The 26,541-nt window shown below is 57.7% G+C and carries 29 protein-coding genes; 9 read left to right on the forward strand and 20 right to left on the reverse strand.

Annotated elements, in window-relative coordinates:
• Positions 1–473: 473 nt before the first annotated feature.
• Positions 474–1,628, reverse strand: a complete 1,155-nt coding sequence (locus MCUTH_RS01880) for a cofactor-independent phosphoglycerate mutase (RefSeq protein WP_066954730.1) — start codon at positions 1,626–1,628, stop codon at positions 474–476.
• Between the two features lie 84 nt (positions 1,629–1,712).
• The gene (locus MCUTH_RS01885; RefSeq protein WP_066955429.1) at positions 1,713–2,642 is read right to left on the reverse strand and encodes an NAD-dependent epimerase/dehydratase family protein; all 930 of its coding nucleotides are present in this window, start codon (positions 2,640–2,642) and stop codon (positions 1,713–1,715) included.
• Between the two features lie 474 nt (positions 2,643–3,116).
• Here MCUTH_RS01885 and MCUTH_RS11685 point away from each other — a divergent pair, with 474 nt between their 5' ends.
• The 7 genes from MCUTH_RS11685 (at position 3,117) to MCUTH_RS01920 (ending at position 8,852) form a co-directional block, all read left to right on the forward strand.
• Positions 3,117–4,190, forward strand: coding sequence for a DUF368 domain-containing protein (locus tag MCUTH_RS11685; protein WP_066954734.1), 1,074 nt, complete (start codon positions 3,117–3,119; stop codon positions 4,188–4,190).
• 64 nt (positions 4,191–4,254) lie between these two features.
• The gene (locus tag MCUTH_RS01895; protein ID WP_066954737.1) at positions 4,255–5,127 is read left to right on the forward strand and encodes a methanogenesis marker 12 protein; all 873 of its coding nucleotides are present in this window, start codon (positions 4,255–4,257) and stop codon (positions 5,125–5,127) included.
• A gap of 70 nt (positions 5,128–5,197) precedes the next feature.
• Complete coding sequence (gene hxlB, locus MCUTH_RS01900) at positions 5,198–5,815, forward strand: 6-phospho-3-hexuloisomerase (RefSeq protein WP_066954739.1); 618 nt, start codon at positions 5,198–5,200, stop codon at positions 5,813–5,815.
• 165 nt (positions 5,816–5,980) lie between these two features.
• Positions 5,981–6,526, forward strand: coding sequence for a pyruvate ferredoxin oxidoreductase subunit gamma (locus tag MCUTH_RS01905; protein ID WP_066954741.1), 546 nt, complete (start codon positions 5,981–5,983; stop codon positions 6,524–6,526).
• Positions 6,526–6,786: a 4Fe-4S binding protein gene (locus MCUTH_RS01910; RefSeq protein ID WP_066954744.1), complete on the forward strand. Its 261-nt coding sequence runs from the start codon at positions 6,526–6,528 to the stop codon at positions 6,784–6,786. Before MCUTH_RS01905 ends, MCUTH_RS01910 begins: the two co-directional genes overlap by 1 nt.
• On the forward strand, positions 6,786–7,940 hold the full coding sequence (porA, locus tag MCUTH_RS01915) for a pyruvate ferredoxin oxidoreductase (RefSeq protein WP_066954748.1): 1,155 nt from the start codon (positions 6,786–6,788) through the stop codon (positions 7,938–7,940). The genes MCUTH_RS01910 and porA overlap by 1 nt, the downstream gene beginning before the upstream one ends.
• The gene (locus tag MCUTH_RS01920; RefSeq protein WP_066954751.1) at positions 7,941–8,852 is read left to right on the forward strand and encodes a thiamine pyrophosphate-dependent enzyme; all 912 of its coding nucleotides are present in this window, start codon (positions 7,941–7,943) and stop codon (positions 8,850–8,852) included.
• Here the strand turns inward: MCUTH_RS01920 and MCUTH_RS01925 are convergent.
• The 15 genes from MCUTH_RS01925 to MCUTH_RS01995 form a co-directional block, all read right to left on the reverse strand.
• A complete protein-coding gene (locus tag MCUTH_RS01925; RefSeq protein WP_066954754.1) occupies positions 8,827–9,402 on the reverse strand; it encodes a LysE family translocator in 576 nt (191 codons plus the stop codon). The genes MCUTH_RS01920 and MCUTH_RS01925 overlap by 26 nt on opposite strands.
• Positions 9,399–10,013: a DUF5803 family protein gene (locus tag MCUTH_RS01930; protein WP_083524722.1), complete on the reverse strand. Its 615-nt coding sequence runs from the start codon at positions 10,011–10,013 to the stop codon at positions 9,399–9,401. Before MCUTH_RS01930 ends, MCUTH_RS01925 begins: the two co-directional genes overlap by 4 nt.
• Positions 9,953–11,158: a threonine synthase gene (thrC, locus tag MCUTH_RS01935; RefSeq protein ID WP_066954757.1), complete on the reverse strand. Its 1,206-nt coding sequence runs from the start codon at positions 11,156–11,158 to the stop codon at positions 9,953–9,955. The genes MCUTH_RS01930 and thrC overlap by 61 nt, the downstream gene beginning before the upstream one ends.
• Before the next feature lie 72 nt (positions 11,159–11,230).
• Entirely contained in the window at positions 11,231–11,974 is a 744-nt protein-coding gene (locus MCUTH_RS01940) for a metal-dependent hydrolase (protein ID WP_066954761.1), read from the reverse strand.
• Positions 11,975–11,983: 9 nt separating this feature from the next.
• Positions 11,984–12,781 (reverse strand): nitrilase-related carbon-nitrogen hydrolase, encoded by a 798-nt coding sequence (locus tag MCUTH_RS01945; RefSeq protein WP_066954765.1) that lies wholly within the window; start codon positions 12,779–12,781, stop codon positions 11,984–11,986.
• Positions 12,778–12,987: a hypothetical protein gene (locus MCUTH_RS01950; RefSeq protein WP_066954768.1), complete on the reverse strand. Its 210-nt coding sequence runs from the start codon at positions 12,985–12,987 to the stop codon at positions 12,778–12,780. The genes MCUTH_RS01945 and MCUTH_RS01950 overlap by 4 nt, the downstream gene beginning before the upstream one ends.
• Positions 12,984–13,637 carry a MarC family protein gene (locus MCUTH_RS01955; RefSeq protein ID WP_066954771.1) on the reverse strand — a complete coding sequence of 218 codons (654 nt, stop codon included), beginning with the start codon at positions 13,635–13,637 and terminating at the stop codon, positions 12,984–12,986. The genes MCUTH_RS01950 and MCUTH_RS01955 overlap by 4 nt, the downstream gene beginning before the upstream one ends.
• 279 nt (positions 13,638–13,916) lie before the next feature.
• Positions 13,917–14,366 carry a nucleoside-diphosphate kinase gene (ndk, locus tag MCUTH_RS01960; RefSeq protein ID WP_066955434.1) on the reverse strand — a complete coding sequence of 150 codons (450 nt, stop codon included), beginning with the start codon at positions 14,364–14,366 and terminating at the stop codon, positions 13,917–13,919.
• Between the two features lie 5 nt (positions 14,367–14,371).
• Positions 14,372–14,563 (reverse strand): 50S ribosomal protein L24e, encoded by a 192-nt coding sequence (locus MCUTH_RS01965; protein WP_066954774.1) that lies wholly within the window; start codon positions 14,561–14,563, stop codon positions 14,372–14,374.
• A gap of 2 nt (positions 14,564–14,565) precedes the next feature.
• Positions 14,566–14,775 carry a 30S ribosomal protein S28e gene (locus MCUTH_RS01970; protein ID WP_066954776.1) on the reverse strand — a complete coding sequence of 70 codons (210 nt, stop codon included), beginning with the start codon at positions 14,773–14,775 and terminating at the stop codon, positions 14,566–14,568.
• A gap of 7 nt (positions 14,776–14,782) precedes the next feature.
• On the reverse strand, positions 14,783–15,151 hold the full coding sequence (rpl7ae, locus tag MCUTH_RS01975) for a 50S ribosomal protein L7Ae (protein ID WP_066954779.1): 369 nt from the start codon (positions 15,149–15,151) through the stop codon (positions 14,783–14,785).
• A gap of 183 nt (positions 15,152–15,334) precedes the next feature.
• The gene (locus MCUTH_RS01980; protein ID WP_066954782.1) at positions 15,335–17,335 is read right to left on the reverse strand and encodes a DUF2298 domain-containing protein; all 2,001 of its coding nucleotides are present in this window, start codon (positions 17,333–17,335) and stop codon (positions 15,335–15,337) included.
• Positions 17,325–18,305 (reverse strand): lysylphosphatidylglycerol synthase transmembrane domain-containing protein, encoded by a 981-nt coding sequence (locus MCUTH_RS01985; RefSeq protein WP_066954785.1) that lies wholly within the window; start codon positions 18,303–18,305, stop codon positions 17,325–17,327. The genes MCUTH_RS01980 and MCUTH_RS01985 overlap by 11 nt, the downstream gene beginning before the upstream one ends.
• Positions 18,289–19,008: a dolichyl-phosphate beta-glucosyltransferase gene (locus MCUTH_RS01990; RefSeq protein WP_066954788.1), complete on the reverse strand. Its 720-nt coding sequence runs from the start codon at positions 19,006–19,008 to the stop codon at positions 18,289–18,291. The genes MCUTH_RS01985 and MCUTH_RS01990 overlap by 17 nt, the downstream gene beginning before the upstream one ends.
• Positions 19,001–20,233, reverse strand: coding sequence for an NAD(P)/FAD-dependent oxidoreductase (locus MCUTH_RS01995; protein ID WP_066954791.1), 1,233 nt, complete (start codon positions 20,231–20,233; stop codon positions 19,001–19,003). The genes MCUTH_RS01990 and MCUTH_RS01995 overlap by 8 nt, the downstream gene beginning before the upstream one ends.
• Positions 20,234–20,344: 111 nt before the next feature.
• Between MCUTH_RS01995 and MCUTH_RS02000 the strand changes: the two genes are divergently transcribed.
• Together MCUTH_RS02000 and MCUTH_RS02005 are read left to right on the forward strand one after the other, a co-directional pair.
• Positions 20,345–21,511: a tubulin/FtsZ family protein gene (locus tag MCUTH_RS02000; protein ID WP_066954794.1), complete on the forward strand. Its 1,167-nt coding sequence runs from the start codon at positions 20,345–20,347 to the stop codon at positions 21,509–21,511.
• A gap of 8 nt (positions 21,512–21,519) precedes the next feature.
• A complete protein-coding gene (locus MCUTH_RS02005; protein WP_066954797.1) occupies positions 21,520–22,626 on the forward strand; it encodes a hypothetical protein in 1,107 nt (368 codons plus the stop codon).
• 479 nt (positions 22,627–23,105) lie between these two features.
• Here MCUTH_RS02005 and MCUTH_RS02010 read toward each other — a convergent pair whose 3' ends face one another.
• Genes MCUTH_RS02010 through tuf form a run of 3 tightly spaced genes read right to left on the reverse strand, consistent with a single transcriptional unit; the run spans position 23,106 to position 26,415 of the window.
• Positions 23,106–24,785: a flippase activity-associated protein Agl23 gene (locus MCUTH_RS02010; protein ID WP_066954800.1), complete on the reverse strand. Its 1,680-nt coding sequence runs from the start codon at positions 24,783–24,785 to the stop codon at positions 23,106–23,108.
• Between the two features lie 12 nt (positions 24,786–24,797).
• Positions 24,798–25,106, reverse strand: coding sequence for a 30S ribosomal protein S10 (gene rpsJ / locus MCUTH_RS02015; protein WP_066954803.1), 309 nt, complete (start codon positions 25,104–25,106; stop codon positions 24,798–24,800).
• 31 nt (positions 25,107–25,137) lie between these two features.
• The gene (gene tuf, locus MCUTH_RS02020) at positions 25,138–26,415 is read right to left on the reverse strand and encodes a translation elongation factor EF-1 subunit alpha (protein WP_066954806.1); all 1,278 of its coding nucleotides are present in this window, start codon (positions 26,413–26,415) and stop codon (positions 25,138–25,140) included.
• Between the last annotated feature and the right edge of the window lie 126 nt (positions 26,416–26,541).

Consider the following 26,541-nt stretch of genomic DNA (forward strand, 5'->3'; position numbering starts at 1 on the left):
ATAGCCATTCGTCGACACTAACTCTGCTCCTTGTTGTTGGTTTCGTCATTAACACAAGGAGCAACGGTTTTATAGATCTTTCCCCTCAGATGGAGCCGACCCTCGACTAGAGGGTTTCAACAGAGCCGGAAAAACCATAATCGTGGGCGCATCTCAACTCTGAGAAGTCCTGCGTTCCCCTGCCTTTCATCCCTCCCGGACGCTTGCCTCGATGTTTTTTGCCGGCGCAAAACAGCACCGTCTCCTGGTCCCCGAGCACCTCCGCCGCAGCCCGGTCACATCCCCATGTTGGAACCCCCGATGGCGTAGACCATCGGACCGAGCGAACTCATGCCCGAACAGGCAGCGCCGGCCTCCCCCAGGTGCTGCATGGCTACCTTGTCCCTCTTGAATCCCCGTATCACACCTGATGGGCGGTTGACGAGGAGATTACATACAAAAATGGTATGGGGTTCGGGTGATTGCAGGGAAGTTTACTTTGAGAAGAGCCGAGTAAGGAAGTCCGTCGCCTGCATGAGTCCAAACGATCCCTCCCGTGCCTCGTTTTCAGAGAATCTCGAGACTTCGTCTCTTCCTTTCCCGAGCACCGCAAAAGGTACCGGATCTCTGGTATGGGTCTTGTATCGTATCGGTGTGGGGTGATCGGGAAGGACCGCAACGGTCGTGTCGGGCCGGTCGAGGATGATCCCGATCGCTTCGTCGAGCCGCTCAATCGCCCGCACCTTCTCCTCCACGCTTCCCATATGCCCTGCTTCGTCAGGGGCCTCAACGTGCATGTAGACGAAGTCAAGGCGGTCAAGGGCATCGACTGCGTATCGGGCCTTGGCCTCATAATCCGTATCGAGGAACCCGGTGGCGCCGGGGACGTGGATCACCTCCATTCCGGCAAGATGGGCGATCCCGCAGAGGAGATCGACTGCTGATATCATCCCGCCGGTAAGGCCGTACTTCTCATGGAAGGGTGTAAGCGACGGCCTCCTCCCGCCGCTCCACGGCCAGATCTCGGTGGCCGGTGCCTTCCCCTCCCGCAGGCGGCGCAGGTTGACCGGGTGGTCGGCAAAGATCGCCCGTGACCGCTCCATGCAGTCGAGGAGGATGTCGGCGTCGCCCCCCCTTGGGAGGTAATCTTCGATGGATCTACCGACGATATCGTGGGGGGCGGTGGTAACGGAGCCGCACGCTCCCGGGACCACCATCAGGTTCCGGTAACCGACCCCCGGGTAGACTCTGACACCCTCAAGCTGAGCGTCAAGGTCCCGGAGGAGTTCAGCACCCTCGGCGCTGGATATATGCCCGGCGTTGAAGTCCACCATCATGCCATCCAGGATCGTGACCAGATTGCACCGGTAGGCCATCTCTCCATTCTCGAGTTCGATCCCCATGCTGGCCGCTTCGAGCGGTCCCCTCGCGGTGTAGGATATGCGGGGGTCGTAGCCCAGAATGGAGAGGTTCGCGACGTCACTGCCCGGCTCGAATTCATCCGGCACGGTTCGGAGCATTCCAGATCGGCCTTCCCGGGCGATCCTGTCCATATTCGGTGTATCTGCATATTCAAGGGGCGTTTTACCCCCCAGTTCGGCAAGCGGCTCATCCGCCATGCCATCCCCGAGAATGACTATGTATTTCATGTAAATCCCTTATGCATCTCTGATGGTGCCTGAAATGTAGATTTGGCTGTTATTGAAGTAGATTGATTGGGTTGTCGCCCTCCCCTACCCGAGCATGGCGCGGACCGCTGTGCGCACGCTCTCTTCTGATGTAGTGTTGCACTTCCAGCCAAGAGCCTTGAGTTTCTCGACCGAGAGTTGCATCCTCGGCACATCGCCTACCCAGCCGCGAGCGCCGCCGGTGAACCGGTACCGAACACCGGAGAGACCCATCTCCTCTACAACGATATCAGCGATGGTGACGACGTCGATCCAGTCTTCTGAGCCGATGTTGAAGATGTTGACCGGGTCATGCGAGTGCTCGATCCCGAACTGGACGGCGCGGACGCACTCTCTGACCTCCAGGTAAGACTTAGTCTGTCTCCCGTCGCCGAGGATCTCGAGTTCCTGCGGGTTCTCGCGGAGTTTCCTGATGAAGTCGGAGATGACCCCATGCCCGCTCCTCTCACCGATGATGTTTGCAAACCGGTAGATCCACGACGTCATCTCAAACGAGTGACAGTATGCGGATATGAGCGCTTCGCAGGCAAGTTTCGTCGCGCCATAGACGGATATCGGTTCAAGAGGTGTGTAGGTCTCCGGTGTCGGGATGACAGCGGCATCCCCGTAAACGGTTGAGGTCGAGGTGAAGACCAGTTCCGGAACATCGTATGCCCGCATTGCCTCGAGCACCCGGTACGTGGCGATGACGTTGTTTCGCAACTGCGAGTCCGGGGTTACGGCGCTCTGACGCACATCGGGATCTGCAGCGATGTGGTAGACCCGGTCGGCTCCGTGGAAGCGCTCTTGCCAGCCATCATCGAGCAGGTTCTGCTTGATGAAGGTGACCTTTCCGCTTGCTGCGTGGTGTGCGAGGTTCTTCTCGGTGCCTGCGCTACAGTCGTCGATGACCAGTACGTCGTTCCCCGCCGCGACCAGAGCATCGACGACGTGGGAACCGATGAAGCCGGCACCACCCGTTACGATACAGAACATCATAGAATAGTATCTCTCCCATGCTATAGGGTTACTGGATGAGACCACTCATCCATCAGCGTTCGGTCGGTCGGCCGAATCGGAGAGCGAAGCCTCGAAGCCTGGTTGCCGTGAGTCCTGCAGGAAGGTGAAAGGAGCAGGGAGCGGTGATGGGATGTGGTGTGTCTTACTCTCTTCTCCTCCTCCTTTCGCAGCGAAAAGCGCCTCTCATGCGGGAACGCCGAACTCCTGTGAGTGGGGAAAGGTTAATGCTCGCGGATGAGTCATTCTACGTGAGTCATTCTACGATTTGGCGTCTCTCAATGGGAGCATATTTGTCGTGAGTCCATCTATATAGGTTTGATAAGGAGTAGTTGAATTGAGAGTGGTACACATCCTGAATGAGATCGGGCGTTCTTTGGCTGCCTTGGGCGCACAACTCTCCGTCAGTTGTAGTGATAATATTGCCTGCATAAAATCCCGGGGAGTTGGGTCATGAACCGGGGACAGGGCCTCCGGGAATATGCCGGGATCTACCTGCGCGGTCTCGCGATGGGGGCCTGCGATGTCATCCCTGGAGTGTCAGGTGGGACGATCGCTCTTATTACAGGAATTTATGAGCGGCTGGTCGGGGCCATCGGGAGTATCGACCCTGCCTCGGTAAAGCACCTCTTTCGAGGCGATTTTAGATCTTTCCGGGCCGATATCGAGAAGATTGACATCCCGTTCCTCATCGTTCTCCTTGCCGGCATCGGCACTGCATTCCTTCTGATGTCCGGGGTGATCCTTACCCTCCTCTCCGACTACCCGGTAGCAACCTACTCCTTCTTCCTTGGCCTGATCCTCGCTTCTGCGGTGGCTATATTCCTCGAGATCCGTTCTCCGAATGCAGCCACCGTCGCTTACCTCATCGTCGGGACTGGCGCCGGCTACCTCCTCGGGGGCCTCGGTCACCTTGATATAGGTCACTCCCTCCCGATCCTCTTCTTCACCGGAATGGTGGCGCTCTGCGCCATGGTCCTCCCCGGGATCTCAGGGGCTTACATGACCCTCGTCCTCAACCAGTACGAGTTCATGCTTGCGGCGCTCCGGTCATTCTCGCTCCCCGAGATCATCTCCTATATCGCCGGCTACCTCCTCGGGGGCCTCGGTCACCTTGATATAGGTCACTCCCTCCCGATCCTCTTCTTCACCGGAATGGTGGCGCTCTGCGCCATGGTCCTCCCCGGGATCTCAGGGGCTTACATGACCCTCGTCCTCAACCAGTACGAGTTCATGCTTGCGGCGCTCCGGTCATTCTCGCTCCCCGAGATCATCTCCTATATCGCCGGCGGTGTTGTGGGGCTCCTCCTCTTCACCAAAGCCCTCAAGTACCTCCTTGCAACCTATCCGGGGGCGATGCTTGCGCTGCTTACGGGGCTGATGCTCGGTTCGGCGAGGATGCTCTGGGATAAAGGGGCTGCGGCCGGTGATATGCTGACCGGTGGCTGGGTCTTCTTCCTCGTCGGTCTCGTCATCGTCGGCGCGGTGGAGTTCGCAAAGAGACGGTATCAGGCCAGGACGGCCTGATTCCTGTCTCAATGTACCGGACGATCCAGTAACTTACTTTCACCCAGAGGTGTAACGGAATATAATGTTCATTGGCATCGACCACGGCACTACTGCGATGCGTTTCTCCAGCGGAAGTGCGGAATTTAAGATCTCTCGCGAGGAGGCCCGGAATTTCTCGGTCGAAGACCTTGAGCGTCTCGCCCCCCTCGACGAGATCGAGGGTATCGCCGTCTGCTACTCAATGGGCGATGGTATCTCGGCCATCACCGATATCAGGAAGGTTCGCAACCGTGGCGTCGTATCTCAGGAGGGGGCCGGCAAGCACATCGGCGGCGGGACCCGGGTCTACGACGCGATCAAAGAGAGCGGTCTACCGGCCATCGTCATTCCCGGGCTTCACCGTGGGTCGCCGACCGATCCGCGGTTTAAGGTATACTCCCACCAGGCGAGCCCGGAAAAGATCGGGATCCTGTATGAGGTTGTTCACAATCTCGGTGAAGATGTCGTGGTCTGCGACGCGAGTTCGAACACCGTCACCCTTCTTGTGACCGGCGGCCGGATCACCGGCGCGTTCGATGCCTGCATCTTTGCGCCCGGCACGCAGCACGGTCCTCTTGACGTGGATGCTATCCGGCGGATTGATCATGGCGACTCCACCGCAAACGACGCCTTCCTCCATGCGGGCGTGGACCATACGATGCCTCCGGATCTACGGGTGGAGACGATGGCCATGTTTGCCGCAATGGAATGCGCCGCGATGCTTCTCCTAAACCCCGGGGCGAAAGTCGCTCTCGCGGGCTCCATGGCGCCCGCCATTGCGCCTGGTGTGGAAGCCCTCCTCTCCCGAAAGGTAACCGTCTATGACGAGTGGTGTGCGGCCCGGGGGCTCGCCCGGATCGCTCGCGATGTCTTCTCGGGTGCGACCGGGATCCTCGGACTCGCGGTGGAGCGGTGAACCCTTCCGGCTTCGTATTCCTTTATATGGTGCAGGGGTATAGTGAAATAACGGAGGATCCGCACGAAGCATGCCGCTCGACTGCCCCAGTATCGCTGATCTTATGCTCATGATGACGTCGCGCCTCGAAGAGGCGGCACGCTCTATAGATGAGGAGGGCGCAAACCAGTTCCTCAATGAGATTCTCAGCGCGAAACGGATATACCTCGCTGGCGCCGGCCGTTCCGGCCTCGTGGCACGGGCGTTCGCCCAGCGTTTGATGCACCTTGGGTTTGAGAGTTATGTCATCGGTGAGACGATCACACCCGCGTTTGGGCCGGAGGATGTCCTTGTCGCGGTCTCAGGCTCAGGGGAGACGCAGTCGGTTGTGGATGCCTGCGAGACCGCGAGAGAGATTGGGGGAAGGATCTGTCTTATCACATCAACACCCAACTCACATATCGGGCGCATAGCTGACTGCATCGTCGAGATCGGGAGTGATCGGTTCAAAAACCCGGATATCCCACGGGATTTTGAGATCCGTCAACTCACCGGGCAGTACCGATCGATATCGGGGTCGTTTGCCCCGCTTGGGACGCTCTTTGAGATAGCGGCGCTGGTATTCTCCGACGCAGTCGTATCAGCCCTGATGGAAGTGCGGCACTGTACCCCTGAGGATCTCAAGAGCCGGCTTGCGAATGTCCAGTGAACTGGGTTTACCTCGATATCTCCCCTGCACAGACTCCTGCCACCGGCAAAAGTTATGGTGTCTGCGAGGCAACGGATGTTTCAAGATGCCCACGACTCCGACGGGTCCAGATGGGTGTCAGTTTATTTATATTATTAATCATTAACATTTAAAGGGGGTTTTTGTTTGAGAGAGTTACGCATTCATGGCAGAGGGGGTCAGGGTTCCGTGACCGCCGCTGAACTCATTGCTTTTGCGGCATTCGAGGGCGGCATGTATGCCCAGGCATTCCCGGCCTTTGGCGTAGAGCGACGAGGTGCCCCTGTTCAGGCATTCGTCCGCTTCAGTGATAAAAAAATCCGGCTGCGCAGCCAGATATACGAGCCTGACTACATCATTGTGCAGGACCCAACCCTGATTGGAGATGTTGATGTCTTTATGGGCATGAAATCAGGGGGTGTCGCTATCATCAACACTGAGAAAACCGATTTCGATTCCCGGGTCCCGGAAGGCGTGAAGGTTTATACCATCGATGCGACGACCATTGCTCTCGAGGAACTGGGCGTGCCCATCACCAATACAACCCTGATGGGCGCTTTCGCCGCGGCCACCGGTGAGATCAAGTTCGAATCCCTTGAACATGCACTGCACAATCGGTTCTCAGGGAGTATGGCCGATAAGAATGTCCGAGCAGCAGAGCGCGCGTACCGCCAGCTCGGGGGTGCTGCATAATGGCGCTGCGGGTCGGGTGTGTCGCGGCTCCAGGCCGGGCGACTGAGAATAAGACCGGTGCATGGCGGGTCTTCAAACCGGTGTTTGAGCCTGAGAAGTGCTCGAGATGCGGGATGTGCGCTATGGTGTGCCCGGAAGGGTGCGTCCGCGAGACGGAAGAAGGCACATTTGAACCAGATCTCGACTACTGTAAGGGATGCGGCATTTGCGCGGAGATCTGTCCGAAGAAAAGCATCCGGATGGAGAAGGAGGAGAAATAATGCTGGAGTTTATGGAAGGGTCACATGCGGTGGCCGAGATCGTGAAACGTTGCCGCCCGCAGGTGATCGCAGCCTACCCGATCACACCGCAGACGCACATCGTCGAAGATCTTGCACAGATGGTGGCGAACTGTGAGCTCGATGCCGAGTACATCACGGTCGAGAGTGAGTTTTCAGCTCTCTCTGCCTGTCTTGGTGCAAGCGCTGCAGGTTCACGGGTCTACTCGGCAACGACCTCCCAGGGGCTTGCCCTGATGTTTGAGGTCTGCTTTAACGTGGCCGGTATGCGCCAGCCGGTCGTGATGACCATTGCAAATCGGTCCCTTGGTGCGCCGCTCTCGATCTGGAACGATCAGCAGGATTCGATTGCCCTGCGTGACTCCGGATGGATGCAGTTCTACGCGGAGGACAACCAGGAGACGGTCGATCTCCATATGATCGCGTACCGTGTCTGTGAAGACCATGACATCCTCCTCCCGGCGTTTGTCTGCTTTGATGGGTTCATCCTCTCGCATACCTACGAGCCGGTCGCTATGCCATCCCAGGAAGAGGTCGATGCCTACCTGCCTGCGTTCACCCCATACCAGAGGCTTGACGCTGCAAACCCGCTGAGTTTTGGGATGTATGCAACACCCGAGTACTACATGGAGTTCCGCTACGAGATCGACCGGGCGATGCAGCGGGCCAAGCAGGCGATCATCAGGGCCGGACGCGAGTTCGGTGAGCACTTCGGCAGGGACTACTCTGCTCTCGTCGAGGGTTACCGCCTCGATGACGCCGATACCGCGCTCGTCGCCATGGGCTCTATCTGTGGCACTGTAAAGGATGCTATCGACGAGATGCGCGAACAAGGACGAAAGGTCGGGCTCTTAAAGATCCGGACGTTCCGGCCGTTCCCGGCCCCTGAGATCGCGGCTGCCTTAAGCGGCGTCTCGACGGTGGCGGTGCTCGACAAGAACATCTCGCTAGGTAACGGCGGTGCGGTCGGCACCGAGGTGAAGGCGGCTCTCTATGGTTCTGGTGCGGCCGTCTACGACTACATCATTGCTCTCGGTGGACGTGACGTTCGGAAACGCGATATCGCTGCGATCGTCGACCTTGCTGAGAAGGGGAAAGGAGATATGTTCTATGGACTACGGACGGAGGTGCTCTGAATGGCCGAGGTAGAAGGAGGGGGATGTGAACTCTTCTCGGCAGGGCACCGGGCGTGCGCAGGATGCGGTCCGGCGCTTGCGGCCCGGCTCATCCTCAAGGCAACCGGGAAGAATGTCATCGTCGTCGCCGCGACGGGATGCATGGAGGTCTTCTCGACGCCCTACCCGGAGACCGCGTGGGGCGTTCCCTGGATCCACTCGCTCTTTGAGAACCCTGCGGCGGTTGCATCGGGCATCGAGGCTGCGCTGAAGAAGCAGGGCCGCAACGAGAAGGTCGTCTGCATCTGCGGCGATGGGTCCACGCTCGACATCGGGATGCTCTGTATCAGCGGAGCCTTCGAGCACGGTCATGACATCACCTACATCTGCTATGACAACGAGGCCTACATGAATACGGGTATCCAGCGTTCGGGCGCGACGCCGTATGGGGCGAGCACCACAACGAGCCCGGCCGGGTCGTGTTCGCTTGGCAACCCGCGTCCGAAGAAGGATATGCCCGCGATCCTCGCCGCTCATGGTGCGCCGTATGTCGCGACTGCATCGATCGCCTATCCGAACGACTTCGTTCAGAAGGTTGAGCGTGCTATCAACACCCCCGGTCCCTGCTACATCCAGGTGCACACACCCTGTTGCACAGGCTGGGGCTTTGAATCCGGCGAGACGCTTGCCATGGCCAAGCTCGCCATCGATACCGGTCTCTGGGTGAACTACGAGATGGTCAACGGCGTGGTCGAGAAGGCAAAGAAGGTGAGGCGCAAGCCGGTCGAGGAGTACCTCGCGAAACAGAAGCGTTTCCGGCACCTCTTCAAGCCATCACGACGTGACGACGTGATCGCGCAGATCCAGGCGATCGCCGATACCAACGCCGAGCGGTTCGGGATCGACATCAAGCGGAAAGAATCGTCAGAATAAAGTACAGCCCGAAGATAACCATGGCGAGTCCGCTCGCCTGCACTACTTTTTTGTAATGGCGGCCGAGCACGTTTGCTCCCCGTGAGACTGCAATGGCAAGGAGCCCGAGCCAGAGAATATCCGCACCGATGTGTCCGAGATAGAACTCGACGAACGACGGATGAAGTGCAAGAAATCCGACACCGAACGTGAGCCACCAGACCCACCAGTAGGGGTTGCCGAGTGTGCAGGCCATTCCGAAGACGACCGGTGCCCCGGTCTCCTCCTTCGCGACGACGTTCTCATTTGCATGGAGGAACTGCCCGACCCCGAGCGCGATGAGTACCCCTGACCCGAGAAGGGCAATGAGGTTGATATGCGGGATATCGCGCACGCCATAGGCTACGGCTGCGACCATAAGGGCTTCAGGAATGCCGTGCCCCGCAATAAGCCCCGCAACGAACGGCGCCGGTCGCCGCGCGCCAAGGCCGAGGACCGAGGCGGTCATGGGGCCGGGGGACGCGGCCCCGGAGATGCCTATCAGGAACGATGCGGCAATGACATCGATCATCCCTCTCTCCTCCACGATGATATGACGAGGGGGAGGAGCAGGACGAGCGCGATCGTGAGCCATATGGTGCCGAAGGTGGTGAGCAGGATCTCGCGTTCGGGGGAGTAGAAGCGAACCTCTGCAACCGCGATCTGATCCCAGGATACCTCCGTGGTGCCGTTTGGCCCGGATGAGATGGTGCCTCCCGGACTGATCATGCCAATGAGCGGATTTCTGACATCAAACCCTTCCGGGAGGCTGATAGTTATGGCATACGGCTTATCGAGCGCCGCAACAAGGTAGTTGTCCCTCACGGGAGCCCGGTAGGTAATGGTGTAGTTCCCTTCAGGGAAGGTGATGACACCCCGACCTGCGTCCTGGTACTCGACCGGGCCATCCGGACCGAGCACCTTCAGATCCTCGACCTGGAGCGGCACCCGCTCTCCGAGGACTCCCGGACTCCATAGTGTGTGCTCGCTTCCCGTGACCACGATCGAGGCTTCATAGGCAGTGCCGCCCGGGAGTACCCGGAAGGTGGCTTCCTCTGCCGCTGCCGGGGCGCAGATCAGTATCAGCGCAAGACAGAGAGTAGCGAGTGCAGGTCTGCGTCGATCTCGATGGGGGGCTCGCATTGTCGTATCACTGTTTCAGGATCTTTTAAGAGATGACCGGTCACCACACAAACGATCCGCTCATCCTTATCGATCAGTCCTTCTTCGGCGAGTTTCCTTACTCCGGCGACTGAGGCTGCGGAGGCGGGTTCGACCCCGATCCCCTCTTTTCTTGCAAGGTCGCGCTGCATGGCAAGGATCTCCTCATCGGTCACGGCCGCTGCCGTTCCACCGGTCGCCCGGATGGCGACGAGCGCTTTTTCTGCGTTCACCGGGGCCCCGATCCGTATTGCGGTCGCAACGGTCTCGGGCGCGGTCTCAGGGACCAGCACATCGAGGTTCTGCTGTATTGCTCTCACCACCGGTTGTGATCCGGCCGCCTGGATTCCGGTCATCATCGGCAGCCGGTCGATGAACCCGAGGGCTTCAAGTTCCTTAAGTCCTTTGTAGACAGCGGAGATGTTCCCTGCATTTCCGACGGGGAGGACCAGCCGGTCGGGCACCTCGCCGCCGAGTTGATCGATCGCTTCAAACCCGATTGTCTTCTGCCCCTCCAGTCGGTAGGGGTTGACCGAGTTTAAGAGGTAGATGCCCTGGCTGATACAGAGTTCGTGTACCATCTCGAGCGCCTTATCAAAGTTGCCGCGGATGGATATGACCCGGGCACCGTGCATCAGGGCCTGGGCGATCTTGCCGAGGGCCACTTTTCCCGCGGGCAGGAGGACGACACAGGGTATGCCACCCTTTGCCGCGTAGGCAGCAAGGCTTGCAGAGGTGTTCCCGGTACTTGCGCAGGCGACGGTCGACATCCCGAGTTCCCAGGCCATACTGACACCTACGGTCATCCCCCGGTCTTTAAACGAGCCGGTCGGGTTCATTCCCTCGTGTTTGGCGTAGAGTTCGGGGAGGCCAAGTTCCTTTCCTATATTCTTTAGGTGATAGAGCGGTGTGCCGCCTTCCTGAAGGGTTATCGGCTCGCCCTGAACCGGGAGGAGTTCACGATAGCGCCAGACTGAGATGGGGCGCCGGTTCCACTCGCTCCTAGAGACATCAATGCTGTCCAGGTCATACTCAACGGTCAGGAGGTGTCCGCAACGGTTGCACGTATAGATTATCTGGTCTGATGTGTAGGTTGCACCACAATGAACGCAGACGAGATGGTACATAAAAAATCGTTGATCGCCCAAATACGTATAGGTATGGTTCCTTGCCCTGGGCCGGGCCGCGCACGAATCTCCTCATCGGCGTCGTTGCGGCCGGACGCGGCTTACGAGTATGAAGAAGAGCCAGAGAATTGAGGTGGCGGCGAGCGCAAGATACCAGAGATCCTCCGGTGATGCGGTGGTCACGAGCGGCGCGATGAGTATCCCGACCGCCGTCAGGGCAAGTACGATGGTGAAGGCTGCTGGGCGAACCTCCAGGTTCCCCTGTGTCTTGACGTGGCCCGCTATCCGCCGCCGGGAGAAGGGGTAGAGCCAGGCAACACCGCCCGGGGTGCAGGTGTCCTCCATGAGGTGGAGGATGCACCCTGCAAAGAACGCGCATCCAAAGGCTGGAAGGAACCTCGGGGATACACCCAGCCAGGTGAAGATGAGGAGCAGGTATACGGTGAGGATGAGAGATGTCAGCCCGACACCTGGGAGCGAGTGGAGCAGTCCCCGGTGCCGATGATGGTAACTCTTCCGCAGGATCAGCGAGAATATCAGGGACAGTGGGTAATAAATGAGGTACCTGATGGTATAGCCGAAGATTGGAAGTACAACCGCAAAGCCGTTTAGAATCTGTCCTTTCTTCCCTCTCACCCCGCCGATCCGGCCGTTAAATATTGCCGCATCGGCGGCGTCGGCGTCCGGTGCAAGCGATCCGATGAAGACGCCGAAGAGGAGGACGGCGATCAGAACTGGGTCGATGGTGGTGACGAGAGGGGCGATAAGGAGCCCTGCCGTCGCGAGACTGAGCGATACGTGCTGATCACCCCGCATTGAATATCTCTACAGTTTTGAGAGCAGTCTCTGATAAAGGTCACTTTTGCGGTCTGAAAGTGAAGGAAGGCTTAATCGGGATTCATGAACCTTTGTCGGGTCGATCCTCGCCATGAGAAGTTCTTCTCCCTCCCCTCCGCGGGCTATGACTGTGCCGTCTGGATCTGTGGCGAGCGATCTGCCGCAGTAGGTCCCATCTGGACCTTGGGCTGTGTTGACCCCGGCCACGTAGTAACGGTTTTCGAGAGCCCGTGCAGGGAGCAGGATCTCCCAGTGGTGAATCCGGCAGCAAGGCCATGCGGCGGGGACCAGGACACACTCGACTCCGGCGAGTGCATAAATGCGGAAGAGTTCGGGGAAACGAAGGTCATAGCAGACGGCAAGTCCAAAGGTCGTCCCGTCAACGACGAAGGTCGCGATATGGTCGCCCGCCGTGTAGTTGCAGTCCTCCCTTCCGGGAGAAAAGAGGTGAATCTTTGCGTAGGTTGCAAGGATATCCCCGTCTGGACCGAGCACCACGACGGTATTCTTGGGACGGTCTCCCTGCCCAGTCTCGATGATGGATCCGACAATTGCTATGCCGTTTTTCTCGGCGATCTCGCCAAACGTGGTGGTGAGCGGCCCGCCCAGGGGCTCTCCAGCCTCGTTCGGGATCTTTGGGGACCACCCGGTCACGAACTGCTCGGGAAAGCAGATGAGCGACGCTCCGGCTGTTGCGGCCTCTTTGGCCATCCTGTCGACGACCCCTAGCATTGCAGGCCTGTTCTCACGACCACCGGCAACCTGGGCAAGCGCTATCTCTGTCATCGCTGCGGCGACTCTACCTCCAGGCTCCGGCTGGAGAGAACAAGCATTGTGGCCCCGATGACGACGAGAGCGGCGAGTATCACCATGATGTACGGGGTAAAGGGGATAGGGACTGCAAACGTCTGTGCTCCGATGAGGGCCCCCGCTATGATAATGCAGGTACTGACGAGGACCACCCCGGGAAGTATTAGGTCATGATACTTCATATGGTACCTCCAGATAGTATGGGGAACGCGGTTTTGAGTCCTATAATGATGAACTGGACCGCAATTGCGATGAGTAGCATACCCATCAGCCGGTTGACTGCACGGTACTCCCGCTGGCCGATGCGCCGGACGATATCGTCAGAGCGCTGCATCATGGCGTAGGTGAGTCCGATTGCCGTGACGGCGGCGAGTATCACGATTGCAATGGCAGCAGCTCCCATCACTATTGCCTCGTTCATCAGTACGATCACGGATGTGATGGCCCCGGGTCCCGCGATCATCGGGATAGCGAGCGGCATGATTGCAATATCGTCTGCATCCTGCCTCTCGTACTTCTCGGTTGCTGTCATCTTCGTCCGTGAGGTCTTTGCATAGACCATGTCCATGCCGATGCCGAAGAGGAGGAGACCACCGGCGATGCGGAATGCCTCGATGGTGATCCCAAAGAGTTGCAGTATCCAGCCGCCGGCGACGGCGAAGAGCAACAGAATGATCAGGGCGAACCGGTTTGCCTCACCTGCGATCTTGAGTCTTGCAACCTTATCCAGCGTCCCGGTGAGAGAGACGAAGATCAGGGTGGCTGCGAGCGGGTTCACTACGATGATGATCGAAGAGAAACTCAGCAGCGCAAAACTCAGGAGATCTGCCATTGATGATCAGGTATGCGGCGGATTCGATATTATCTGTTGTGGTTTAGCAGAAGGATGGTTGCTCTTTATTTTATCCGCGGAAATCGGCTTTGGCAAGGATTTTTCCACCGGCAGGCTCTAGCGTGCAGGGTTGCCGGTGCGACAAGCAATGCTTGCGGTTTGGGTGCGGTGGGACGATGGAGTTCCTGCTGGCATCTGGGTATTGCCCCATGCGCCGCTGCCCGACCGGACGCTCGTGAAAAAGGTTGTTTTTCCGCCGGCATTCGGCGGTTTCACTCTTTACTCGTAGAGAACGGATTCGTCGATCCGGGAGTAATCGATCAGCTCATCGGGAGCGAAGTGAATACCAAGCTCGCGGGCGGCGCTCTCGGGGGAGTCGGATGCGTGGATCACGTTCCGTCCGATATCAAGGGCGAAGTCACCCCGGATGGAGCCCGGTGCAGCCTCGGCAGGATTTGTGGCGCCGATCATCCTGCGGACGACCGCAACAGCATCTTTCCCTTCCCAGGCCATCAGGAAACAGGGTCCGCTCATTATGTAGGATGCAAGACCCGGGAAGAAGGGTTTCTCCAGGTGTTCCCGGTACTGCTCAATCACTCTCTCCTTGGAGAGACGTTCGAGTTTTGCCCCTACGAGTTTGAGCCCCTTTGCCTCAAACCGGGAGATGAACTCCCCGATAAGTCCGCGCTGGACACCGTCGGGTTTGACCATCACAAAGGTGCGATCCATGCTGATCACTCTTTGCCACGTGCCTTGCGTCCCGCTGCGGTCCACTCGACACGGCGGGGCACCCGGCCGAGCCGGTAATTGTTCTGGCACTTTGTGCTGCAGAAGTAGTAAACGGTCCCGTCTTTGCGGACAAACATCTTACCGGTACCGGGCTCGAGGGGCTCTCCACAGAAACTGCAGATGTATTTGTCGACCATGGTTACCGCCTCGAGAGTTTCTTGGCCTCACGTTCGGTCTCAAGCAGCGAGAGGATGTCACCTTCCCTGATGGGGCCCATGGTGTTGCGGGTGATGATCCGCCCCTTGTTCGGGCCATCGAGGACCCGGCACTTGACCTGCTTGGCTTCGCCATGCATGCCGGTCGTGCCGATGATCTCGATAACTTCTGCGGGCGTTCCGTCGTCTACCATAATTTACTCACTCTCTCAGCGCAGCAATCTGCTTTGCTATCTCTTCGACGAGGTCCTTTGCCTTGCCCGGCTTGACGATGGCGGCCGCAGCTGAGCCGACCTCAAGGCCGCTCGCGGAGCCGATATCGTTCTGCTTTGAAATGTAGACAAAGGGAATCTGTTTCTCTTCGCAGAGAAGCGGCAGATGCATCACAATTTCTTCGGGCTCAACATCGGCTCCGATGAGAACCAACTGGGCAATGTTTCGCTCGACTGCTTTTGTTGCCTCGTTGGATCCCTTCTTCACCTTACCGGTATCTCTTGCGATCTCAAGGGCCTCAAGGGCCTTATTCTGGATCTCTTCCGGAACTTCAAATTTTACGTATGCCTTTGCCATAACTCACCTCTTTCAGGGGCAGTTCCATGCTGCTCCATCATCATTCATCAGTAGCGTAGCTGATCGAATGCGCTCTATTATGTCACTAGGAAGAGTGATAAAGGTTTGTTATCATGCTCCTCCGAGAGAGGGAACTGTTTGACCATTTTCATGCCTGCCTCCCCGGCATGCAGGCCAGCGCTGTTAGGCGGGAATTCGGTAGATCTGGACACCCTGGGCATCATAGATGAGTTCAAGCGTCTCCGTTGGGATCGAGACGTTGTAGCGGTCGTGCTCCTCAGCACCCACATATAGGAGCGTGGCATTGTATGCCCGCGCAAGGTCGAGGGTCCGTGACGGCTCTTCGTAGATTGCCTGCACGTCAGCGCTCCGCTCGGGTATGCGTCCCTCATCTCCCCGCCACATGTACTCGTGGAACGGCATACCAATGATGGTCGGGATACCGGTAAACGACGATACCCGTGAGTAGTAGGTGTAGTCCCCCCCCTCCGCCTCGATGATGACGTGGTCCCCGGGAAGTTCCCGGAGAAACGCGATCGCCGCCGCATCCCCTGGGTGAGAGCTCTCAAGATACGCTGCCCCATCAAGTGTGTGGCTCCCGTAGCCGAAGTCGACGTTGATTGCAAAGGGTGCAATGAGTAGGATTCCCGCCGCGAGGACTGGTAGTACCCTATCTATCCTTGCGGGCATGCGCCGCTTGGTCTCAATATTCTCGAGCCACTTCCCGATGATGACGGAACTGGCCGTGCCAAGAAGAATCCAGGCAGGAAGGTAGAACTTAAAGACCGTGTTCATGCGGAAGTAGGTCTCCCCCATATTGTCCACAAGGTAGACGAGCTCGGGGAGAATGATGATCACGAGCCCGAGGATGGCAAGGGTATCGGCGGTCGAAAACTCGCGGCGGGCGAGGAGGTAGATGAGCGGGACGGCAGCGATGGCCGCAGCCGGGTAGCCGGCCAGGACGAACGGCACCGCGACGAGGAGAAGGTAGGGGCGCTGCTTGATCTCCGGTGCGCAATAGGCGACCAGCACCGCAAGGAAGAGGCCGTGGATCAGAAGGAACTCTACGGGTTCGGATGGTGTCGGGACGATCGCGATCCCCCCAATGCCGGGGCTGTTGAGTTGCAGATAGAACGGGAGGTAGGAGAGGATCGCGAGCGGCGGCACCGCCGCAAGCATCATCCAGGATCTCTCCCTGTCCCATGCAAGGTTCCCATAGCGCCACCAGACAAGGAGGCCGAAGACCAGCGTGACCGGTGCATAGACAAGTACATCCCAGGAATTGATCCCCGGCATGGAGCCGAGGGAGAGAGCGGCAAGCCCGCAGAGGAGTGCACGCCCCCGCATCGAGAGGGTCCCCCACCGCATATAGGCAAAGACCAGGAGGAAGAGCAGGAACCCCTGGTTGAAGATACTCATAACGTGCGGGTGCACATCGCCCCAGAGCATTGAGAAGATCGGGTACTCGTTGATGGTGTTTGTGATCGTCCGTGTGCTCATCCAGAGGACGTCGAACCACGTGTCTCCGATCAGGATGTGATAGATCGCGGAAGGGTTCGGGATGAAGAGAGCAAGCACCGGAAGCCACTGGTGGCGATCGAGGAGAAGGTGCCCTAGGGCGTAGAGCGAGACGACGGCGAGGCCAAGTACCGTCGGAAGGGCGAGGTTGAACGTGACCGTCGACGGCACCCCGGCCGTAAGCCCAAGCGCCCCGGTCATCCAGTAGCCGATGTAATAATAGACATCCAGCGTCCCTCCGGCATACCAGGGATCGAGCGGCGGCACGACCGGCTCGCGCATGATCGACGCGAGGATTGCGTGGTCCATGAACTTCTCGGCATAGGAGATGGTCGGGTTGATCCAGCGCACTTCAAGCATGAAGAGGAACGGGACCAGGAAGAGAAGGTCCCATGAAAGCCCTGATCGCAGGCGCTCCTGCGTGTAGAATCGCCGTGCTCCAGCGTAGACGATCACAGCGACGAACGGAAGAAGGGCAAGAATAATTGGAAGGCCTAACAGGCAGCAGTACCAGGAGACAAACGTGAAGAGGAGGACCGACGCCGGATACGCAGCGGCGGCCGCGAGGTTGCCAAGGGTGCGGTCAAGGATCGGCCAGATGGCAAGTTGGAGCAGTTTGATTACGGCAAGCCAGAGCAGCACATGAACGAAAAATTCACCCGCCAAACGTATCCTCCTTCTCAATCTCGCGGTTGAAGGCTTTCTTTAAGAGGTCCATCGACCAGTCGCCGAAGTAATAGATCGATCCGACGCCCCCTATAAGCGTGACCAGATTCTTGATCAGGTGGTCGATGACCGCGATCAACGTCGCCGTGACTGCCGGTGTTCCTGCAAGTCCGAAGGTTAGTGCGAGAGCGAGTTCGTACGTCCCCACCCCGCCCGGAGTGATCGGAACGGCTTTGACGAGGTTGCCGATGACGATCGCAAGAATGACGACACCGAATGGAACCGGCTCCTGGAACATCAGAACGACCGCAAAGCAGACCAGTACATCGACGAACCATATGAGAAGCGAGGACCCGCTGAGCGCGATGAGAGCCCGCGGGTTGAGGGAGGCCTGCTTCACCTCATCAAGCATCCTCTGAATGACAACGATGATCCTGTTCTCGGACTTTACCCGCCCTGATCCGAGGAGCACAAGAAAGAAGATTCCTCCTGCGGCGAGGGGGATGACGATGGCCGTGACGAACCAGTCGGGGACAGCGAGAACTGCCAGGATGAACGGGAGTGCGAGGGCACCAAGCACTGCGATCATGAGGATATCAAAGACACGCTCGACGACGAGTGATGAGAAGCCCTGTGAGTAGGTGGCGTCGTCCTCATGCTTGAGGATGAACATCCGCACAAGATCGCCGAGCCGTGCGGGGACAATGAGGTTCGCCGTCTGCGAGATGAAGATACAGGCGGTCGAGAACCCGAGGTTCTTTCTAATATCGAGCCCCTGCAGTATGAACCGGTAGCGCAGCCCCCGAAGGATCCAAGCAGCAACACAGATCCCGATGGCGGCAAAGAGGAAGGGCATCACGGCGTGCTCAAGCGTCAGCAGGAGGTCATCCCAGACACGGTAGAGCATGTAGGCGACGATCCCGACTGCGACCAGGGTGGGGATGACAATCGCGCTAATTTTTTTCCACATGGAGTCTCCACCAGAGACGCACGATCGCTGTTCCCATCTCGATTACATCCTTTCTACGCACCGTCGTCCCCTCGCCCTGCCGCCATTGTATGGGAAACTCGCATATCCGGTAGCCGCTCCTCTGCCCGCGCACTAAAACCTCGGTATCCCAGAACCAGTGATCGGCGGTCACGGAAGGCAGCAGGGCGAGAAGCCGTTCACGCCGGAACGCCTTGAACCCGCACTGGTGATCGTGGAGAGAACTTCCGAGGATCGTCCGTACGAGAAGGTTGTAGCCCCGGCTTGCAATCTCTCGCCCGCCGCTTCGGGTGATATCGCTCTCTGGAAGGAGGCGGGAGCCTGTTGCGATATCGTAGCCATCCCGAATGGCCCCGATCAGCTCGGCGAGGTGGTGCATATCGGTTGCGAGGTCGACATCGTAGTAGCAGACGATCGATCCCGACGCTTCGGCGAACGCACGGTTAAGCGCCCGGCCTCGTCCGAGCCGCTCGTCGCTATGCAGAAGTCGGACCCGGGAATCTTTCGCCTCGTATTCCCGTACGAACTCAGTGCTCCCGTCGGTGCTCCCGTCCTCAGCGACGATGAGTTCAAACCTCCCCGGTGCGATTGTCTCGAGTGCCTCCAGCGACTCTGGTATAGCCCTCTTAAGCGCCGCGAGATCGTTGTAGACCGGCAGGACGGCAGTTACCTCGATCTCACGCATCCGGGTACCTCGCAAGAACTCTCTTTGCCACTTCCTGCCCGGCGATGACCGATCCATTCATGCTCCGCTCAGGATAGTTCGGCGGGCTGAACATTCCGGCAAGATAGAGCCCATGCTCTTCGTAGGCCGGCAGACGATCCCGAAGACCTGTTGTGTAGATCGGGCCTGCGTATGGGTCCACGGCAAGCCGGTGCCAGTGCACCTCGTCTTCGCTGACGGAGAACCGTCTGCAGAAATCGCGAAGCATTGACTGCTCGAATCCCTCCGGGAGGCGCTTTGTAAAGTACGATGCAAGATAAACGATATGTTCGCCATACCAAGAGAGCGGGGCGAAGTTGGTGTGTGAGACCACAGCACCGTAGGGGGCTGTATCTTTCATGTTCAGCCAGTATATGCCATTGGTCACATCCCGGTCGAGAGCGAGAGTCATGCAAGCGGCGCCCTGATACGGTACCGGATTCATATCAACATTGGCCAATTCTGCAGTCACCTGCGGGGGGACAGTCGATATGACACAGTCGTAAGCGCTCCCGTCTACGACCCAGCCGTCTCCCTTCCGCCGGATCTCTTTGACGGGCGTATCAAGCATGATCGAGGCGCCCTTTCTCGTTGCTTCTTCTACAAGCCGTGCAACGAATTGCTGGAAGCCTCCTTTTAGATATCCCAGGCGCTCGCCTCCTGCGCCCCTGTCCGATCGGATGGCTATGCGGGATATGAGCCAGGCTGCAGAGACCTCATCGCGACGGTCCCCAAACTTGCTCTTTAGGAGCGGCTCGAAGAATGAGGCATAGATCCCGGGACCGAGGTTCTCCAGGATGAATTCCTTTGCAGTAATGCCATCAAGCGCAGATACATCAAGCCTCCGTGAACGCAAGGTCAGTAGGCCGAGGCGGGCCTTTTCGGTGAGTGTGAGGTGGGGGTAACGAAGGATCTCGATTGGGGTGGTGAGCGGGTGAACGATCCCATCGACGTAGTAGCCGGTGGACCCTCGGAGCCATTCCAGCCTATCGGTCACCTGTAATCTGTCAAAGAGATCAAGCAGGCTGACATCGCCGGCAAAGCAATGATGATAGTACTCCTCGATCCAGTAATCTCCGATCCGGTACGAACCAAGGCAGCCGCCCGGGATGGGCCTCTTCTCGAAGAGATCCACCTGATGCGTTCCGGCGAGTTCGAGAGCCGAGACCAGACCGGATAAACCTCCCCCCACAATGCAGATCTTCATCGCTCACTCCTATCTGGAATTAATAAATGACTTTTTGGCAATAATGTATGTATGGTCTTTATACATAAGTGTGGATATAATTAATTAGTCAATATGAGGGTGTGAAGCTGAATGAGGGTCTTCTTTATAGGGTTCGGTCAGGCTGGGGGCAAAATTGTCGATATGTTCTTAGAACAGGACAAACGCATGCAGACCCAGAGTTTCAGAGGCATTGCGGTGAATACCGCGCGCACCGACCTGATGGGACTCAAAAATATCGATCTCAAAGATCGGCTCCTGATCGGGCAGACCGTGGTCAAAGGCCATGGTGTCGGGACCGATAACGTGACCGGCGCGCGGGTCGCGGCTGATGAGATCGATTCAATCATCAACGCTATTGATTCTCGAGGAACGCATGATGTCGATGCCTTTGTCATCGTCGCCGGTCTTGGTGGCGGGACAGGCTCCGGGGGATCGCCGGTTCTTGCCAGACACTTAAAGCGCATTTACCGTGAGCCGGTCTATGCGATCGGCATCCTGCCGGCTCCGGAGGAAGGCAGGCTCTATTCGTATAATGCAGCGCGTTCCCTGAGTACGCTGGTGAACGAGGCGGACAACACTTTTATTTTCGACAACAGTGCCTGGAAGAACGAGGGAGAGAGCGTTAAAGACGCTTATAATCGATTGAACGACGAGATTGTCCGTCGGTTTGGCGTGCTCTTCCGCGCAGGTGAGGTTGGCAGGGCGGGCGTCGGTGAGATGGTCGTGGATTCGAGCGAGATCATCAACACTCTCCGCGGTGGGGGTATCAGTTCTGTGGGATACGCCATCAGCGAGAGGATCAGCCCCCGCACGAAGCAGAGTCAGGGGCTCCTCTCCGGCCTGATTCGCAAGAAGGAAAAGACCGAGGAAGTGCTGACCGGGGAGGATAAGTCGGCGAAGATCATCGCTCTTGTTCGGCGTGCGATGCTCGGGCGTCTCACCCTGCCATGCGATTACTCGACGGCTGAACGCGCTCTGGTCCTTCTCGCGGGGCCGCCCGAGGAGATGGACCGGAAGGGCGTTGAGAAATCGAAGAGCTGGGTGGAGGAGAATATCGCCGGCGTCGAGGTGCGTGGTGGGGATTACCCGGTGCAGAGCGATTACGTCGCTGCGGTGGTGGTCCTTGCGACGATCGGGAACGCTCCCCGGATCACCGAGCTCCTTGAGATTGCAAAGGCTACAAAGGAAGATGTTCTGAAGTCGAAAGAGAAGCGCTCGAGCATGTTTGACGACGGGATAGAACCACTGTTTGAGTGAGGGGCATTATGGAGACAGGCATCAACAGATGGATCATTCTCATGCTGGCACTCCTCTGTGCTGTGCAGGTGGCATCGGCGGCGGGCTTTGACGTCAAGAGTGAGACCATTAATCCTGCAAGTGGTCCTCTTGAGCCCGGCCAGCAGGTGACCGCGCGTTATGTGCTCACCTATGAGATGGCCACCAATGACGACGGAACCGATGAAACATTTGAGTTCAGTACCGGGCTGCAGGACCCTGTCTGGGACTTCAAGATTTACCGCGATGGAGTCGCCATCTATACCACCAAGAAGACCGGATTCTATCCCGTCCTGACGGAGTTTGAGATCTCCTACGGCGATGGGAAGACCGAACTGGATGTCCAGTTGCGCGGCAAGGTTCCCACGAGCACGTCTGGAAAGGTTCTGGTGACAAAGATCGAACACCTGCAGAAAGAAACCGTCAGGGATACTCACTCCGTGACCCGCGACGTCGTGACCTCGGCTCAGGTCCAGGGCTCTCTCTCCGCCCAGCAGCAGCGCCTCAAAGACCTGAAGGCCAACATGGACGAGAAATCTGCTCAGGGCGTGGACATCTCCGCCGTCCAGACCGAGTACAACGCTGCGAGCCAGGCCCTCGCCAGCGCTGCGGCGGCTGGTCCGGCACAGGCGGCGGGTTACATCTCCACAGCAACGAAGGCCCTTGACAAGGCTGAAGTGCTCCTCGATAAGGCATGGGCTGAGAAGGAGGTCTCCAACGCCGGTGCAGCAATCGAGACGCTTGATGAGATGATCACCTACTTTGTAGAGGAGCGCTCGATGAAGAGCGATGCGCAGGTGGTCGCCATCATAACCAAGCGCGAGAGCGCGGTTCAGTTCTATACGCAGGCGCAAGACAGCCTGAATGCCGCGAATTACTCTCAGGCTCGCTCGAAGGCGTCCGATGCCCTGAGCAAGGCGAACGACGCGCTGGCCGACGCAAATGCGCTGAAGGAGAAGATCGGCGAGGGATTCAACTTGGGCAACCTCCTGGGGGGTAATCTTCTTCTCTACATCGGTATCGGGATCGTCATCATCCTGGGTATCGTGGGAGTCGTTCTCTACCGTAGGAAGACCCGCTGGGATGAACTTGGATAATCATCGGTAAACTCTCATTTTTTAACCCATTGAAACGCCGTTGTTTCGATTCTGGTGTTCATCCCTATCTTAAAAGGTCGGAACTCTTTAAACTCCTGTCTTCGCGCTTTCTATACTCAATTTCCTGCTAATCTTTGCGCTCATAAGCATGCTATTGGCGAGTCCGGTACAGTGAACTGTGGCAACTCGCGTACTGAGGTATTCGGGGGTATATTTCAACAATAGATGGACTGCAGTCCGAAGCGCGATGGCTCGTTGGAGCGGGTGGGGTCTCGATAGGTAATAAGGTGATACTCTGACTGCAGGTTCCAGGTGCTTCCCGCCCTTCGGACAGTCGTTGAGCACGGGCCTTGTATGGGTCTGCGCAAGTCCAGCTGTTGTCATACCTAAAAATGGGGGCCTACCACCGTCAAACGGTGACGGGGCGGCGGGTCCCGGTTACTGAATCCGCAGTCCCAGACCGATGGCTCAAAAGGTATTCAGGCCGTCGTTCCGGCCGGAGCTTTCGTGAATACTTCTATAATCCGGTTACCCACGTTTCCGTTCCGCAGGAAGTAATACTCAAGCAGCCTGTCTTTGTTCTCCTCGTAGGAGAACCAGTAGTTCAACCGGTAGGCCTCTTTTGTGTAGCCCTCGAGAGCCGGGTAGGTGTCGTCGTCGCGGGTGATCACCACGTCGAAGTCTCCACTATATATCGTCGGTTCGCTCACCTTCTGGCTATAGTAACTGAGCTTCGAGGCATTCTCGCCCCGATAGTACCAGGGCAGCGGCCAATAGTTGTCGGTCGCGATCGCTACCCGGTCTGCAGCATCGATCTTGGCAAAGACCTCCCGCAGCTCTTCGGAGTTCTGCACCTGCACGATGGGTTCGTTGATGTCTGCCGGGGTGAATGCCACATGGAGCGTCATGCCGATCAGGAAGATGCTGGCGACGGCGGCGATGACTGCCTTCCTTGTGGTCATCGCATAGACCGCAACGAAGATCATGGGCAGGAGCTGGTGGAGGATCAGCCACGGCACCTTCTCGCCGATGTAGGCATAGGCCGCAAGTGAGAGGAACATCCAGAATATAGCAAAACGTGCGAACTCCCTCTGTCGGTCGACGGGCTGAATCTTCCCGGTACCTGAGAGTATCTCGCGGAGGTGATCTTTGAAGCCCAATCTTTGCTCGACAGGGAGAGGTTCTACCGTTGGGGGCACTTCCTCACGGTCCTCCGCACCATCTCCTATCTCCGGGGTTCCCGCACGGCCCATCCTTTGCTCTCTCCATCGGAAGATGATGCCGCGAATATCGATGAACTGCAGGATCCCTACTACGGCAAGGATCAGGATCGGTATCTCATAGAGTACAAAGAGCAGGATATAGAAGTACGGTGGTCCTCCGAGGCGCTGCATCTGGTGCATTGCCATCCAGTGATCGATAGCCTGGATCCACCAGGTCAGAGCCAGCTCCGGGTGGGCGCCGAACGATGAATAGAAGGCCACCATGATCCCGAACGCAACGAGGACGCCGAGCACGAGATCCCTGATCCAGTGGGTAGGGAGCTGTACCTTTCTTGTCCAGATCAGATAGAGGAGGTACACCCCAAAGATCAGGATGATGATCGGCATGTTCTCCTTTGCGGACATCCCAAAACCAATCGCCGCTCCGGCAATCAGCGCATATCGCATCTGTCGCCGCTCAAAGTAGTAGAGAAGGGCGACGAGGAGCACCATCGTGAAGAATGCGATGAAGATGTCGTTTCGGAGAAATCGTGAGAAATAGACCATATTTGGTGATACGGCAAGGAAGAGCGCCGCTACCAGGGTCTGTTTCTTATCGAGATACCCAAGTTTATAGATCGGATAGACCAGCAGGACAAGCAACGTACCGAGCAGTGCCGGGAAGAACCGGCCCACAATGTCGGAGTCCCCGAGGAGTGAGAAGAACCCGGCCGTCACATAGTAAAGGAACGGCCCGTGATACATGGGGTCGTACATGTAGACCCCTTCGGTCAGGAGCCGATATGAGAACCACGCGTGGATAGCCTCGTCGTGGTGGAAGAGTTTTAGATCTAAAAATAAAAAGCGCAGGGCAATTGTGGCCAGAAGTATGAGGAGAAAAACCCCCTCGAATGAGAGTCGTTCACGGAACCGTGTCGTGAACACGGCGGCCTTCACGCCGCTCCCACCTCAACTCTCCAGCACAATTTCGATGCCGATATCTTTTGGAACCTGAATACGCATCAACTGACGGAGTGCGCGTTCATCTGCATCGATATCGATGAGCCTCTTGTGCACCCGCATCTGCCAGCGGTCCCAGGTTGCAGTACCTTCGCCATCAGGGCTTTTCCTGGTGGGCACCACGAGTTTCTTCGTGGGCAGCGGAATCGGACCAGCCAGATTGACGCCGGTACGCTCTGCTATCTCTTTGATCCTATCGCAGACCATCTCAATTTCTTTGAAATCAGTTCCGGAAAGACGTATTCTGGCCTTCTGCATCTTCACCACCAAAAAAATTGTAGGTACTTTCTTATCTCATCTGCTTGGGCGTGATGTTGATACACATGCCTGCTGCAATGGTTGAGCCCATATCCCGGATAGCGAACCGCCCAAGCTGCGGGATCTCCTTGACCTTCTCGATGACCATGGGCTGGGTTGGCCGAATCTTGACGATAGCCGCATCGCCGGCCTTGAGGAACGTTGGGTTCTCCTCCTTGGTCTGGCCGGTGCGCGGGTCAAGTTTCTTCTGGAGCTCGACGAAGGAGCATGCGATCTGGGCGGTGTGGCAGTGGAAGACCGGGGTGTAGCCGGCGGTTATTGCGCTGGGGTGGTGGAGCACAACAATCTGTGCGACGAATTCCTCTGCAACGGTTGGAGGCACGTCGGCAGGACCACAGACGTCACCACGGCGGATATCGCCCTTGCCGATACCCCTGACGTTGAACCCGACGTTGTCGCCTGGAAGCGCCTGCGGGATCTCCTCGTGGTGCATCTCGATGGACTTAACCTCACCCTCCTTGTTTGCGGGCATGAAGCTGACCTTCATTCCCTTCTTCATGACACCGGTCTCGACACGGCCGACGGGCACAGTCCCGATACCGGAGATCGAGTAGACGTCCTGAATGGGAAGCCGCAGGGGCAGATTAACGGGTTTCTCCGGCTCCTTGAGTGCATTCAGCGCATCGAGGACCGTCGGGCCCTTGTACCAGGGGGTGTTCCCGCTGAGTTTTGCGATGTTGTCGCCGACAAACGAGCTCATCGGGATGAAGCTGATCTCATCAGGCTTGTATCCGACTACCTTGAGCAACTGGGAGAGCTGCTCCTTGACCTCGTTGTAGCGCTTCTCGTCGTACTTGACGACATCCATCTTGTTGATACCGACGATCAGCTGGGTGATGCCGAGGGTACGAGAGAGGAAGACGTGCTCCTTGGTCTGCTCCATCACACCGTCTGGTGCGGCGACGACCAGCAGCGCGGCATCTGCCTGGGACGCACCCGTGATCATGTTCTTGACGAAGTCACGGTGGCCGGGACAGTCCACGACGGTGAAGTAGAACTTGTCGGTATCGAACCGCTTGTGCGCGATATCGATGGTGATACCACGTTCACGCTCTTCCTTGAGGCTGTCCATAACCCAGGCGAACTCAAACGAGCCCTTACCCTTGGCTTCGGCCTCCTTCCTGTACGACTCGATGATATGGGTCGGTACGGCTCCAGTCTCAAAGAGCAACCGACCGACGGTAGTAGACTTTCCGTGGTCGATGTGTCCAATTACTGCTAAATTCATGTGGGGCTTTTCAGCTGCCATAAATTGTTTCCTCCACTCAGATAGGCCTGTCAGCACGAACAGCCTGCTTATGCGAGTAACTTATACGTAGGACGTTCTCAATATAAAGCATTTCTATGTGCTTGGTGAATATGCACTCCCCCAAAA

Source organism: Methanoculleus thermophilus, from assembly GCF_001571405.1.
GTDB classification, from domain to species: domain Archaea; phylum Halobacteriota; class Methanomicrobia; order Methanomicrobiales; family Methanoculleaceae; genus Methanoculleus; species Methanoculleus thermophilus.